Here is a 14,582-nt window from a genome sequence, read left to right on the forward strand (position 1 = left end):
GGGCCACCCCGCCGCCGCACCCGGGGCCGGCCCGCCGGCGCGCGTGGCGGTGCGCGCCGGGCGATCGATGATCATTCTCGCACGTGCCGTTCCGGCGGCGCCGCCGCGGGTCCGCCGGAACGGCACGGTGAACGACGCCATTATTAAACGCTTAAGAGGGCGACGCGGCCGGGTCATGGTGGCGTCGGCGCGCAGGTGATTCCCGGCCGGCCGGGCTCCGGGGGCCGGCTGAAACATTCCCGCGCCCGGCGGATCTCCGGCGAGCGGGTGGACCTACCGGCGATGGCTTCATCGGGCGGGCCGGGCTTGCCGGGACGGCCGTTTAGATCGGGGTGTGTCACCGAGTGACCGGACCGGTGCCCGAAGTGATCGGCTGCATCGGGCGGCCGGGCGGCGGGGCGCGATCCGGCGAAGTTGACTTAAACCCTTAAGTGCCGCACGGTTCAGCCACGGCACCGCCATCGATGGTCATCCCGTCATAGCGAGGAGTCTTGAATGCGACTACGTAGGAAACTCGCGGCGCTCGCCGCCGGGATACTGGCCACCGCCGGCCTGTCGGTGGCGGCCTTCCCCGCCGCGGCGGCCCCCGCCGGCTGCTCGGTCAAGTACAACGTGACCGGCCAGTGGCAGGGCGGCTTCCAGGGGGACGTGGCGATCACCAACCTCGGCGACCCGCTGTCCGGCTGGACGCTGGAGTTCGACTTCCCGGCCGCCGGCCAGGCCGTGACCAACGGCTGGAGTGCCGACTGGTCGCAGTCCGGCGCGCACGTCACGGCCAGGAATCTGGCCTGGAACGGTGGCGTCGCCGCAGGCGGCACGGTGTCGATCGGGTTCGTCGGCAAGTGGAGCGGCGCCAACCCGGTCCCCACCGCCTTCAAGGTGAACGGGGTGACCTGCGGTGGCGGCACGTCGCCCAGCCCGTCCCCGAGCCCCAGCGGCAGCCCGTCGCCCTCCCCGTCCCCGTCCCCGTCGCCGAGCCCGCAGCCGGGCGGCGCGGCTCCCGCGCTGCGCGTGTCGGGCAACAAGCTGGTGACCTCGGCGGGCCGGACCTACCGGCTGCTGGGCGTCAACCGCTCCAGCGGCGAGTTCGCCTGCGTGCAGGGCAAGGGGGTCTGGGACGGCGGGCCGGTGGACCAGGCGTCCATCGACGCGATGAAGACCTGGAACATCCACGTGGTGCGGATCCCGCTGAACGAGGAGTGCTGGCTCGGCACCTCCGGCGTCCCCGCGGGCGGGCCGAGCGCCGCGACCTACCAGCAGGCGGTCAAGAGCTACGTGAACCTGCTGGTGGCGAGCGGGATCACCCCGATCGTCGAGATGCACTGGTCCTACGGGCAGTACACCGGTCCCGCCACCGCCTGCTCGGACGCCGCGGCGACCTGCCAGAAGCCCATGCCCGACGCCAAGTACGCCCCGACGTTCTGGACCCAGGTCGCCAACACCTTCAAGGGCGACAACGCCGTCGTCTTCGACCTGTTCAACGAGCCCTACCCGGACGCGGCGAACAACTGGACCGACGCCACGGCGGCCTGGACCTGCCTGCGGGACGGCGGCACCTGCACCGGCATCGGCTACGAGGTGGCCGGCATGCAGGACCTGGTGGACGCGGTCCGCGCCACCGGCGCCACCAACGTCATCATGAGCGCCGGCCTGACCTGGACCAACGACATGAGCCAGTGGCTGACCTACCAGCCGAACGACCCGACCGGCAACCTGATGGCCGCCTGGCACACCTACAACTTCAACGGGTGCGTCGACGTCACCTGCTGGAACAACACCATCGGCACGCTGGCCGCCAAGGTGCCGGTGGTCGCCGGGGAGATCGGGCAGAACACCTGCGGGCACGACTACATCGACAGGGTGATGAACTGGGCCGACGCCAACGGGGTCGGCTACCTGGCCTGGACCTGGAACCCGTGGGGCGGGTGCGACAGCTCCGGCAACATCCTCATCACCGACTGGAACGGCACCCCGACCAAGACGTTCGGCGAGGGGTTCCGCGCCCACCTGCTCGCCCAGAACCCGTACGCGTGACCTGACCCTGCGGGCCCGGCCGCATCTCGCGGCCGGGCCCGCGGCACGCCCGCCGGAAGAACGTCCGGCGGGTCAGCGGCGGCCGCGGCGGGCGGTGCCGAAGATCGACCTGGTGATCTCCCGGCCGAGCGCGGACGCGGCCGAGCGGGCCAGCGAGCGGAACTCCTTGGACTCCAGCACGTTGTCCAGCACCGACCGCCGGCCCTCCGGTTCGGTTCCGGCCCGCCCGCTCCGGGCTTCGGGAGCGGGACGCGCGGGCGGGGCGGCCGGCTGCTGCTCGGCCAGCCGGGCCGCCAGGATCTCGTAGGCCGACCGGCGGTCGACCGCCGTGCCGTACTTGCGCGACAGCGGCGAGGCGGCGACGACGCCCGCGACCACCTCCGGGGCGGCCGCCGCCATGAGCGTCCGCGGGGCGCGCAGCCGCGTCCAGGCCACCGGGGTCGGCACGCCGGTCTCCGACAGCACCGTGACCACCGCGTCGCCGATGGCGAGCTCGGCGAGCAGCCGCGCCAGGTCGTACCCGGACCGGGGGAAGGTCGACACGGTGGCCTTGAGCGCCTTGGCGTCCCGGGGGGTGAAGGCGCGCAGCGCGTGCTGCACCCGCGCGCCGAGCTGGGCCAGCACCTCGGCGGGCACGTCATCGGGCGTCTGGGTCACGAAGAAGACACCCACGCCCTTGGACCGGATCAGCCGCACGGTCTGCACGATCGACCGGCGGAACTCGGCGGAGGCGCCGTCGAACAGCAGGTGCGCCTCGTCGAAGAAGAACACCAGGGTGGGCCGGTCGGGGTCGCCGACCTCGGGGAGCACCTGGAACAGGTCGGCGAGCAACCACATCAGAAAGGTGGAGAACAGCAGCGGCCGGTCCCGCACGGCGGGCAGCTCCAGCACCGAGACGACGCCTTGGCCGTCCCCGGTCACCCGCAGCAGGTCGCGCACGTCGAACTCCGGCTCGCCGAAGAACGCCTCGGCGCCCTGCGCCTCGAAGCCGGTCAGCGCGCGCAGGATGACCCCGGCCGTCGCCGCCGACAGCCCGCCGATCCCGCGCAGCGCCTCCGGGGTGGCCGTCAGGTACCGGATGACCGCGATCAGGTCCTTCAGGTCCAGCAGCGGCATGCCGTTGTGGTCGGCGAAGTGGAAGACCAGCCCGAGGGAGGACTCCTGGGTCTCGTTGAGGTCGAGGACCTTGGCCAGCAGCACCGGGCCGAAGGCGGTCATGGTGGCGCGGACCGGTACCCCCGCCCCCTGGCCGCCCAGGGACAGGAACTCCACCGGGCAGGCCGCCGGCCGCCACGCCTGGCCCACCTGGGCGGCGCGCGCGGTGACCCGGTCGGAGGGCTCGCCCGGCGCGGCCAGCCCGGACAGGTCGCCCTTGACGTCGGCCAGGAACACCGGCACGCCCTGCGCCGACAGCTGCTCGGCCAGGACCTGCAGCGTCTTGGTCTTCCCGGTCCCGGTGGCCCCGGCCACCAGGCCGTGCCGGTTCAGCATGGCCAGCGGGATCCGGATCTGCTCCGCGGCGTCGGCGGTGCCGTCCTCGCGCACCAGGGCTCCGAGCTCCACCGCCGGTCCCTGGAAGTCATAACCTTTCATCGGCCCCCCATCCCGCCACCCTTGTCGGTCCTGCCCGGTGGCCGCCCGGCGGACGCGCCGGGGACGGCGCCGCCGGTGAAAGTTTCCGCGATCCGGCCGCAGGCGTGGCCCGGGGGATGCACGGACCCCCAGGTCGGGGCGGACCGGCCACGGAGCACCGCCGAGGCGTCACCAGCCCGAGCCCGTCGCCGAGCCCGCGCGCTGGCGCCCGGGGCGGCCACGACGGCCGGTTTCACCGCCACCTCCGGCGGCGTCGACGGAGCGCCGTCCGCGCTCACCTGCACGGCGGGCTGATATCGGTCCGGTGGGGCCGGTGACCCGGCCCCACCGGACGCCCGGTCCGCGCCGGCCGGTCAGCGGGACACCGCGTCCGCGGCGTCGCCGGCCTCATCGGTCACCAGGAAGCCGCCGGACTGGTGGTGCCACAGCCGGGCGTAGGCACCGCCGGCCTGGACGAGCTCGTGGTGGCCGCCCTGTTCCACGATGCGGCCCTGGTCCAGCACGACCAGCCGGTCCATCCGCACCACGGTGCTCAGCCGGTGCGCGACCACGATGGCGGTGCGGTCGCGCATCAGCCGCCACAGCGCCTCCTGGATGAGGATCTCGCTCTCGGAATCCAGCGCGCTGGTCGCCTCGTCCAGCAGCAGGATCGGCGCGTCGCGCAGGATGGCGCGGGCCAGGGCGACCCGCTGCCGCTGACCGCCGGAGAGCTTGACCCCGCGCTCGCCGACCAGGGTGCCGAATCCGTCCGGCAGGGCGTCGGCGAACTCGGTGACGTGCGCGGCCACCGCGGCCTGGCGGATCTCGGCGTCGCTCGCGCCCGGCCGGGCGAACGCGATGTTGTCGCGCAACGACCGGTGGAACATGGCGGGCTCCTGCGGGACGTAGGCGATCAGGCCGCGCAGGTCGGCCTGGCGCAGCCGGCCGATGTCCTGGCCGCCGATCAGGATGCGGCCGCCGTCGATGTCCATCAGCCGCAGCAGCAGCCGGGTGAGCGTGGTCTTGCCGCCGCCGGAGCGGCCGACCAGGCCGACCTTGGTGCCGGCCGGGATGTCCAGGTCCAGGCCGTCGAACAGCGGCGGCTGCCCGGCGTGCGCGAACGCCACCCGCTCGAACCGGACGCCGGCGTCGGCGGGGCCCAGCGGCTGCGGGTCGCCGGGGTCGGTCACCTTGGGCGGGGTGAGGAGCAGCTCGGTGAACTGGGCGGACTCGGTGAGGGTGCTCTCCATCCGCCGGTAGATCTGGTTGAAGTCGAACATGATGCCGACCGCGCTGGTGTAGTAGCTGAAGGTCACCACGATGGCCTCCACGCCGAGGCCGCCGCGCAGACCGACCGCGATCAGCAGGCCGGCGGTGCTGGTGATCACCGCCAGCGGTGCCACGACGGTGTCCACCCGCAGGTTGCCGTAGTCCCAGGCGCGGAGCGTCAGCCGGCGCTGCTCGGCCAGCCGGGAGCGGTACTCGGCGGCCTCGCGGTCCTCGGCGGCGAAGGCGCGCACGGTGTCCATGTTGGCCAGCACGTCGGCGACGTGCCCGGACACCAGGACCTTGGCGGCCTCGCGCCGGTCGACCAGCCGCTGCCGGCGGCGGATGAGCGGGGCGATCACCAGGCCGGTGAGGATGATCAGGCCCATGAGCACGACCACCAGCAGCGGGTGGTAGCCCCACAGCACCACCGAGGCGAACAGCAACGGTGCCAGCTTGGCGAAGACCGCGAAGGTCAGCGTGTCCACGAACGGCTCGAAACCGCCGGCGAAACTCAGCACCCGTTTGGTCAGCGAGCCGGCGAAGTTGTCGTGGAAGAACGCGGTGTCCTTCTCCAGCAGCCGGTCCATGCCGAACGTGCACAGCCGCTCGATTCCCCGGGCGTCGGTCCGGTTCAGGAAGTGAATGCCGGCCCGCCACAGCGCCTCGCCGGCGAGCAGCAGTCCACCGAAGCCGAGCACGTACGGCAGCAGCGGCGCGACGGTCGTGCCGCCGCCGCCGGCCGCCAGCCGGCCGACGATCGCCGCGACCATCAGCGGCGCCAGGTAGAGCAGGCAGATGTTGCCCAGGGCCGGCAGGGTCAGTGCCGGGACCGCGATGCGCCACTGCCGGCGCAGTTCTCCGAAGTAGTAGTGCAGCGCCAGCAGCACCGCCGACCGCCGGGCCGGTGGATCGTCGCCGGGTGGATCATTCGATTTCCGCATGAAAAGGCCCCCTCACCTCGTCGCCATGAATCAATGGTGCCGAAGGAGGCGTGGACCGAGCGAATGGTTTTAGCCCGGTCCGCCGGCCGGGAAACGAATGGACTCGCAGGTCGGCGGCCGGGGGTCATCGAATGATTCACGATTCCGGCAGGGTAGATATCTGGTGCGATATCCGAATGGCGAGTGACTGATTTCGGCGGTCACTCCGGCCCCCGGCCGGCCGTCAGAGCGTGCGGCGCAGCCACTCCTCGACGCCCGCCACGTGCACGGTCGCCCACGCCCGGGCGACCTCGGGGTTGCGGGCGGCGATCGCGTCGCAGATCGCCACGTGCTGCTCCCGGGTCTTCTCCAGCGCCCCCTCCTGGGTGAGGCCGCGCCACACCCGGGCCCGGGTCGTCGGGCCGGACAGGCTGTCGATGAGCGAGCACAGCACCGGGTTGCCCGAGCCGGCGGCGATGTGCTTGTGGAAGCGCAGGTCGTTGGCGACCAGCTCGGTCACGCTCGGCCCGTCGGGCAGGTCGTCGAGGATCAACCGCAGCTCGGCGACCTCCGCCTCGGACATGTGCACCGCGGCCATCGCGGTGGCGGCCGGCTCCAGGACCCGCCGCACCTCCAGGAACTGCAGCACGGTGTCGTCCCGGTGGAAGTCGACGACGAACGACATCGCCTCCAGCAGCAGATGCGGCTGCAGGCTGGTGACGAAGGTGCCGTCGCCCTGCCGGACGTCCAGCACGTTGATCAGCGCGAGCGCGCGCACCGCCTCCCGCAGCGAGTTGCGGGACAGGCCGAGCCGTTCGGCCAGGTCGGTCTCCCGGGGCAGCCGGTCACCGGGGGCGAGCTCACCCGACATGATCATCTGCTTGATCTTGTCGATCGCCGCGTCCGTGAGCGCCACGGAGCCACCTCCACTGTTCTCCGGCGGGCCCACCGGCCCGCGGATCTCCAGCAGTTTAGGGGAGGGGACCGCGCGGGTCCGGCCCGGCCGGTCCCGGTCCGGCGGCGCGCGGACGCTCAGCGCACCACGGTGACCTCGTCGTCCGGCCGCACCGGACCGCGGTCTCGATGACCCACGTGGTGCCGGGGCGCGACCGGGCCGCGCTCGGTCACCGGGAACAGGCGGCGCCCGGCCCGTTCCGGCCGGACCTCCGGGCCGTCGGCGGGCACACCGCCCGGCAGGACGGGGCGGGCGGCGATCATGTCCTGGTCGACCGTGATGCCCAGCCCCGGGGAGTCGCCGAGCACGAACGCGCCCTCCGACACGTGCAGGTCGAAGGTGAGCCCGAGCGGCGGCCGCAGGTTCTGCAGCTCGCTGACCATGTGGTTCGGCACCGCCGTCGCCGCGTGCAGCAGCCCGACCGGATTGGTGCCGATCGGGCTGACCGGCAGATCGTGGGCGTGGGCCAGGCTGGCGACCCGCATGAAATGGGTCACCCCCCACACCGCGGCGGTCTGGACGATGTCGAGCCCGCCGGCCGCGATCAGCGGGACGAACTGCTCCAGCCCGGTGAGGTTCTCCCCGCCGGCGACCGAGGCGCGCACGCCCCGGCCCACCACCGCCAGCCCCTGGGCGTCCCAGCGGCGGACCGGCTCCTCGATCCAGGTCAGGTCGAGGGTGCGCTCCAGCTCGCAGACGTGCCGGACCGCCTGCTTGCGGGTCCACGCCTCGTTCACGTCCAGCATCAGCGCCGGCCGGGCTCCGTGCGCGGCCTCGGTCAGCACATCGCGCACCAGCGTCAGGCGGTGGCGGTCCCGGTCGATGTCCAGCCCGCCCTTGATCTTGGCCGCCCGCAGCCCGTACCGGGTGTGCAGCTCGTAGTAGGACACCAGCTCGTCGTCGGTGAGGCCGATGTCCAGGCCGGAGGCGTAGGCGGGCACCCGCCGGTCGCTCCCGCCCAGCAGGCGCCACAGCGGTTCACCCGCCAGCCGGGCCTTGATGTCCCACAGCGCGGTGTCCAGCGTGCCGATCGTGCCGAACACCGAACCCGCGTGCCCGGCCTTGAAGACCCGCCGCAGCATGCGGTCGTACAACGCGGCCACCCCGCGGGGGTCTTCCCCCTCGATCGCGGCGAACACCGTCTCCAGCCCCGCGTGCGGCCCGAGGCCGACCCCGGTGACGCCCTCGTCGGTGTCCACCAGGACGATCCCGATCGGGACGCAGCCGTCGGCGAAGACGCCGTTGGCGTCGCCGACCGGGCGACCCCAATCCTGCACGGTCGTCAGCGTCCGGTAACCGGTGATCCGCATGTCAGCCCTTCGTGGAGCCGGCGGTGACCCCGTCGGCGATCTGGCGCTGGAGGAAGAGGTAGATCATCAGCACCGGCACGGCCGCGATGAGGACCCCGGCGCCGAAGGTCGGGATGTCGTCGGAGTACTGACCCTGCAGCGAGGTGACCCCGACCATCAGGGTGCGGTGTTCGGCCGACGGCATCATGAGCAGCGCGATGAGCACGTCGTTCCAGCAGAACAGCGCGTCCAGGATGCCGACCGACAGCAGTGCCGGGGCGCCCAGCGGCAGCATGATCCGCCGGTAGACGCCGTAGATGGTGTTCCCGTCGATGCGGGCCGCGTCCACGATCTCCATCGGGATCGTGGCGTAGTAACTGGTCATCAGGAAGACGGTGAACGGCAGGAACTGGGCGACGTAGGCCAGGACCAGCCCTGGATAGGTGTCGATGAGCCCGCTGTCCGCCATGACCCGCGCGAGCGGCACCATGATCACCTGGAACGGCACGAACAGCGCGGCCAGGCAGCCCAGGAAGACCACCGACGAGCCGCGGAACCGCAGCCGGCTCAGCGCGAAGCCCGCCATCGAGCCGATCAGCAGCAGCATGACGACCGAGGCCGTCACCACGATGAGCGAGTTGGCGAAGTACCGGCCCATCCCGACGCTCGTCCAGGCCGTCACCACGTTGTCGGCGTTCAGCGAGTCGGCCGGCGCGAACCGGTCGAGGATGTAGTCCCGCCGGGTCTTCATCGCGACGTTGCCGGTGAACAGCAGGGGATAGACCGTGGCCAGGGCCAGCAGGGCCATGGGGACCGCGGCCGCCCACCGGCCGAGGCGCGCGCCGCGCATCAGTCCTCCCGTCCCGAGCGGCGCAGCAGGCCGATCTGCGCGAGCCCCACCACCAGCATGACCAGGAACAGCACGGTGGAGGCGGCGGAGGCGAGCGCGGGGCGGTTCATCTTGCCCTGCTGGATCCAGATGTAGAACTCCGGCAGGTAGGTCGCACCCCCCGGGCCGCCGCTGGTCATGACGTACAGCAGGCCGAACATGGACGTGAGCATCCCGATCATCGTGGTCACGAAGACGAACTGGATCGTACGCGACAGGCCGGGAATGATCACGTGCCAGATCGTCTGCGGGAGTGTCGCACCGTCCACCCGGGCCGCGTCCAGCAGCGAGGAGTTCAGGGTGGCGAACCCGGCGAGGAACACCACCAGCGCCATGCCGAACGTCGCCCACACGTGTACGCCGACCACGGTGATCATCGCCACCGCGGGGTCGCCCAGCCAGTCGACCGGACCGAGCCCGAACGCGCCGAGGACGGCGTTCGCCGGGCCGTCGTAGGCCAGCAGCAGGTTGAAGATCGCGCCGACGATCACCGGGGACAGCACGGCGGGGAAGAAGTAGACGCTGCGGAACAGCCGGTGCCCGGGGACGCGCAGGTAGATGAACGTCGCCAGCAGTCCGGGGATCGCCACCGCCACCGGCAGGAGCAGCACCAGCAGCCCGACGTTGCCCAGCGCGTCCCGGAACAGCGGGTCCTGGAACAGGTACACGTAGTTGTCCAGGCCGACCGGGCTGCCGTTGCGGTCACCGTCGCCGGTGAAGGAGAAGTTGACCCCCAGCACCAGCGGATACAGCCGCAGGAACACCAGGATCAGCACGGCCGGCGCCACCAGGACGAAGGGGGCCAGCCGCTCGGAACGCGCCGCGCGGGACGGCCGCCCGGCGGCCGTCCCGGTGCCCGCGTGCGGTGGTCGCCACCGGGCACCCGCCCGCCCGGCCCGCTCGGGGGCGGCCGGGCGCGCGGGCGGCGAGGAACTTCGGGTCGGCACCGGGTCAGCCCGTCTTGTCGGAGGCCGCCAGCTGTCGCACCGCCTCATCGACCGAGACCGAGCCGTCCAGCAGCTTCTGCGACAGCCGGCCCATCAGCTCCAGGGTCTTGGAGGACAGCGCGACGTGCAGCGCCGGCTTGCCGCCCTTGAGGTCGGACACGATCGTGGTGACGGCCGGTCCGGCCTGGGACACGTCGATCGTGGTGTCGGACGCGATCGCGCCCGCCGAGGAGTAGAAGGCGGTGAGCGCCTCGGTCGACGACAGCGAGCGGACCAGGTCGGCGGCGAGCTTGGGGTCCTTGGTCCACTTGGCGACCCCGTAGCCGATGCCGCCGTCGTAGGCCAGGCTCGGGGTGGTGCCGGGCTGGACGACCGGGGCCTTCATGACGCCCAGCTGGTCGCCGGGGAGGAACTCGGCGAAGTCCTTCCAGTGGCCGACGTCGGACATCAGCCCGATGACGTGCGCGGCCTTGCCGGACTGGAAGACGGCGAAGGCGTCGTTGAACATCGCGGTCGAGTTGGCGCCCTTGTTGTTCAGGCCCGACTCGCCGGTGTCCTTCCACAGCTGGAAGATCCGCTTCACCCCGGCCGAGGACCAGTCGCGCTTGCCGGCGATCCAGTCGTCGTACTCCTGCGGGGTGAGGATGCCCGACCCCAGGCCGGACATGAAGAACTGGATGGCGAAGCCTTCCTTGTTGCCGACCGCGAAGCACGCCGCCCCGGTCGACTTCTTGATCGCCGCGCAGTCGCCGACCAGCTTGTCCCACGTCGTGGCGGGCTTGGTCGGGTCGAGCCCGGCCTTCTGGTAGAGCGACCTGTTGTAGTAGATCGGATGGCCCTGCAGGGTCACCGGCGCGGCGTAGGTCTTGCCGTCCTTGCTGAAGGCGTCCCAGCCGGCCAGCCGCTCCCGGTCGCCGGACACGTACTCGTCCAGCGGGAGGAGCGCGTCCACCCGGTCGCGGATCTGCCCGCCGCCGTTGAACAGGATGACGTCGGGCCCCTTGCCGGCCTGGATGGCCGCGCCGAGCAGCGTGTAGTACTGCTCGAACGGCTGGGCGACGAACTCGACGGTGACGCCGGGGTGCTGCTTGGCGAAGTCGGCCTTCGCCTTCTCGATGTAGGGGGCGGCCGCCTTGTCCCCGGACTTCCAGTCCCAGACGACCAGCTTCCCCTGCGCCGCGCCGGACGCGCCGCCGGTGGCGCCGGTGGAGGATGACGTCTCTGGCCGCGTGGCGCTGCCGCAGCCGGTCAAGGTGAGGGCCGCCACCAGCAGGGCCGGCCATAGTGTTCGCTGCCTCATGCGCTGTTCACTCTCCGAAGGACCGCCGGCTCGCCCGGCCATCTTCGGCGAAACGTAACTCGTATGACGTCTATCGTCAATATTTGCGTGGCATATACTGTGAGGCAGGAGTGGCGCCGTCCCCGGCGGCCCGCTGGAGGGGGAGATGACGGCATCACACCGATCGCCGGCGGGCGACTCGGCGCCCCCCGCCTGGGTGCGCCGCCCGGCCAACCTCGCCCAAGCGGTGACGGCGGAGCTGGTGGAGCGCATCGTCCGCGGGGTGTACCCGCCGGAGACACCGCTGCCGCCCGAGCCGGCGCTGTGCGCGGCCTTCTCGGTAAGCCGGACCGTCGTCCGCGAGGCCGTCAAGGTCCTCCAGGAGAAAGGGCTGGTGCACGTCCGCCAGGGCACCGGCACCATGGTCACCTCGCCGGCCCTGTGGGACATGCTGGACGAGCTGGTGCTCGCGGCCACCATCGCCGAGGACGACGGCCTCACCGTGCTGGACGACCTCGTCGTCACCCGGCGGGTGCTGGAGTCCGACATGGCGCACGTCGCGGCACAACTGGCCGACCAGGAGGTCATCGACCGGCTGCGGGCCCTGGTGGACCGGATGGACGAGGTCGTCGACGACCCGGCCGTCTACGCCGACCACGACCGTGCCTTCCACGACACGATCATGCAGGCGTCCGGGAACCGCATCGCCCGCGGGGTGGTCCGGGCCTTGGAGGCGCAGGCCGTCAACACCGCCCGCTACACCGGCCGCACCGAGCGCGCCCTGTGCGTGGCCTCCAACCTCGGCCACCGGCGGGTCTACGAGCGCATCGCGGCGCACGACCCCGACGGGGCGGCGGAGGCGATGTTCACCCACATCACCGAGGCGTGGCTGGTCCGCCGCGGCGGACCGGGCGATCCGGCGCGGCTTCGCCGCTAGCCCGCCCGCGGCGTGGCGCCGATCCGACCGTGGCATGGCATGAGTATGACTCATCGGCCCTCCGTCGTCATTCTCCGGCCGCCGATCGCCGGGCTCGCCGGGCCGAATCCGTGAAAGGTTCATGACGGTTACCAGGGTGCGGCGCGGCCGGTGGCGGGATCGGGGCCGGTCGCGCGCGGCAGGACGACCGGCGCCCGGCGCGCCAGGCGCCGGCCGGAAAAAATAAGCATGCTTAACGTCTTGACGGCGCCCGGCGACCCGCTCGTAATGGGTAATCAGGTCTCGGGGACGGCTCCTTCCGGGCCTGCGGGCCGATGACGCCGCCGGCGCGGCGACGTCGCGCGGCCCGCGCCAGCCATGAGACGGCGCGATCGGCCTCAGAAGGGCGTGCCCCGAACCCCGAAGGAAGCTTCGTGCACCCATTCTCACCACATGTAACGTTGCGATCCATGCTGGCCGGTCTGGTCGCCGTGGCGGCGTCGGTGGCGGCGGTGGTCCTGCCCGCCGCGTCGGCGCGGGCCGCCGTCACGACGCTCTACGCGGCGCCGAACGGCGGCGGCAGCACCTGCTCGGCCGCCGAGCCGTGTTCGTTGTCCGGTGCGCAGGCGGCGGTCCGGTCGCTGGCCGGGTCGATGTCCGATGACATCGTCGTGCAGCTGGCCGACGGTGTGTACCGGCAGACCGTGCCGCTGCGGTTCACCGCCGCCGACTCGGGCACCGGCGGCCACACCGTCCGGTGGCAGGCCGCGCCGGGCGCCCGCCCGGCGGTCAGCGGGTCCAGGGCGGTCACCGGCTGGACGGTCGCCGACTCGGGCAAGAACATCTGGCGGGCCGACGTCGGCACCGGGATCGAGTCCCGGCAGCTGTACGTCAACGGGGCCATCGCCACCCGGGCCCGCACCCAGGTCAACCGGGCCGACTTCACCCCGACCAGCGCCGGACTGCGGTTCTCCAACTCCGCGCTGAGCTACCTGAACAACCTGGCCGGCCAGAACCGGATCCAGCTGGAGAGCGTCAACTCCTTCACCGACCGGTACGTGACCGTGCAGAGCATCAGCGGGAACCTGATCACGATGCAGCAGCCGGGGTGGAGCAACAACACCTTCGGCTACGACGTCTTCACCGCGCCGTTCCGGGCGGGCCCGCTGTACCTGGAGAACGCCTACGAGTTCCTGGACGCGGCGGGGGAGTGGTACCTGAACACCGGCACCGGCGCGCTCTACTACATCCCGGCCGCCGGGCAGAACATCAACAACCTCAGCATCGAGCTGCCGGTGGTGCAGTCCCTGGTGAACGTCGGCGGCACCTATGACGCGCCGGCGCACCACATCGCGTTCAGCGGGATCACCTTCACCGGCACCAGCTGGCTCCTGCCCAGCGGGAACCAGGGCTTCGCCGACCAGCAGACCGGCGCCTACGCCGCCGGCAACTGGAACTGGCCCTCGTTCGGCTCGTGCACCAGCGGCTGCACCCAGTTCGAGGCCACCCGGCCGAACTGGAGCCAGATGCCGGCCGCCGTGCAGATCTCCGCGGCCAACAACATCACCTTCAGCGACTCGCAGTTCGTCAACCTCGGGCAGACGGCCATCGGCATCGGCAACGACGCAAACGCGCACGCCAGCGGGGTGGGCCTCGGTGCCGGTGACATCACGATCACCAGGTCGGAGATCGCCCGCGTCTCGGCCGGCGGTGTGATCGTCGGCGGGGTGCGCGCCGACGCCCACCACCCGAGCGACCAGCGGATGGTCAACCGGAACATCACCATCAGCGACAACCGCATCCACGACCTGGCGGTGGAGTACCGGGGCAACGTCTCGGTCATGGCCACCTACGTCACCAACGCCACCATCGCCAACAACGAGGCCTACAACCTGCCGTACTCCGGCATCAACGTCGGCTACGGCTGGGGCGCCAACGACGCCGGCGGCAGCAACGACTACGCCAACCGCGGTTTGTACAACTACCAGCCGAGGTACACCACCGCCACCACCGCGTCCGGCAACAAGGTCACCGGCAACTACGTGCACGACATCATGCAGCAGATGACCGATGGCGGGTGCATCTACACCCTGTCGGCGAACCCGGGCGCGCAGATCAGCGGGAACCACTGCCTGCGGCCCAACGGCTGGTTCGGGCTCTACTTCGACGAGGGCTCCCGGTACTACTCCGCCACCGGCAACGTGTTCAACGGCTCGGGGACCTGGGCCACCGCCAACTACGGCCCCCGGCCGGAGATGGGCGGATACACGCTGACCGGCAACTGGACGACCAGCGGCACCACCAACATCGGCAACGACCGGGGCAACGTCGTCAACAACAACGTGGTGGTGGCCAACGGCCAGTGGCCCTCGGGCGCCCAGGCGGTGATGGCGGCCGCCGGTCCGCGCAGCGGCACCTCGCCGTCGCCCTCGCCGTCGACGACGCCCACCCCGGCTCCGGCGGGCGCCATCAAGGGCGTGGGTTCGGGGCGGTGCCTGGACATCGCGAGCGG

General features: G+C 71.7%; 10 protein-coding genes. 3 read left to right on the forward strand and 7 right to left on the reverse strand.

The genetic code is table 11. The features are described from left to right. The first annotated feature begins 495 nt into the window (after positions 1-495). Positions 496-2,034, forward strand: a complete 1,539-nt coding sequence (locus tag Sru01_RS10330; RefSeq protein WP_203983793.1) for a cellulase family glycosylhydrolase — start codon at positions 496-498, stop codon at positions 2,032-2,034. A 72-nt stretch (positions 2,035-2,106) separates the two neighbouring features. Here the strand turns inward: Sru01_RS10330 and Sru01_RS10335 are convergent, their stop codons facing one another. The 7 genes from Sru01_RS10335 to Sru01_RS10365 all read right to left on the reverse strand — a co-directional run bounded on the left by Sru01_RS10335 (position 2,107) and on the right by Sru01_RS10365 (position 11,175). Next, entirely contained in the window at positions 2,107-3,627 is a 1,521-nt protein-coding gene (locus tag Sru01_RS10335; RefSeq protein ID WP_203983794.1) for a helicase HerA-like domain-containing protein, read from the reverse strand. Positions 3,628-3,980: 353 nt separating this feature from the next. Continuing rightward, positions 3,981-5,816, reverse strand: coding sequence for an ABC transporter ATP-binding protein (locus tag Sru01_RS10340; protein ID WP_203983795.1), 1,836 nt, complete (start codon positions 5,814-5,816; stop codon positions 3,981-3,983). A gap of 223 nt (positions 5,817-6,039) precedes the next feature. Beyond that, positions 6,040-6,711, reverse strand: coding sequence for a FadR/GntR family transcriptional regulator (locus tag Sru01_RS10345; RefSeq protein WP_203983796.1), 672 nt, complete (start codon positions 6,709-6,711; stop codon positions 6,040-6,042). Between the two features lie 116 nt (positions 6,712-6,827). After that, positions 6,828-8,060 carry a mandelate racemase/muconate lactonizing enzyme family protein gene (locus Sru01_RS10350; protein ID WP_203983797.1) on the reverse strand — a complete coding sequence of 411 codons (1,233 nt, stop codon included), beginning with the start codon at positions 8,058-8,060 and terminating at the stop codon, positions 6,828-6,830. A gap of 1 nt (position 8,061) precedes the next feature. Then, positions 8,062-8,889: a carbohydrate ABC transporter permease gene (locus tag Sru01_RS10355; RefSeq protein WP_203983798.1), complete on the reverse strand. Its 828-nt coding sequence runs from the start codon at positions 8,887-8,889 to the stop codon at positions 8,062-8,064. Next, positions 8,889-9,875: a carbohydrate ABC transporter permease gene (locus Sru01_RS10360; RefSeq protein ID WP_203983800.1), complete on the reverse strand. Its 987-nt coding sequence runs from the start codon at positions 9,873-9,875 to the stop codon at positions 8,889-8,891. The genes Sru01_RS10355 and Sru01_RS10360 overlap by 1 nt, the downstream gene beginning before the upstream one ends. A 4-nt stretch (positions 9,876-9,879) precedes the next feature. Then, positions 9,880-11,175 (reverse strand): ABC transporter substrate-binding protein, encoded by a 1,296-nt coding sequence (locus Sru01_RS10365; RefSeq protein ID WP_203983802.1) that lies wholly within the window; start codon positions 11,173-11,175, stop codon positions 9,880-9,882. A 145-nt stretch (positions 11,176-11,320) separates the two neighbouring features. On the opposite strand from Sru01_RS10365, the gene Sru01_RS10370 reads away from it, so the two are divergent. Further along, positions 11,321-12,091, forward strand: coding sequence for a FadR/GntR family transcriptional regulator (locus Sru01_RS10370; protein ID WP_203983804.1), 771 nt, complete (start codon positions 11,321-11,323; stop codon positions 12,089-12,091). 449 nt (positions 12,092-12,540) lie between these two features. Further along, the coding region (locus Sru01_RS10375; RefSeq protein WP_203983806.1) for a right-handed parallel beta-helix repeat-containing protein at positions 12,541-14,582 on the forward strand (2,042 nt) is incomplete at its 3' end.

Source organism: Sphaerisporangium rufum (assembly GCF_016863395.1).
Taxonomy (GTDB): Bacteria; Actinomycetota; Actinomycetes; order Streptosporangiales; family Streptosporangiaceae; genus Sphaerisporangium; species Sphaerisporangium rufum.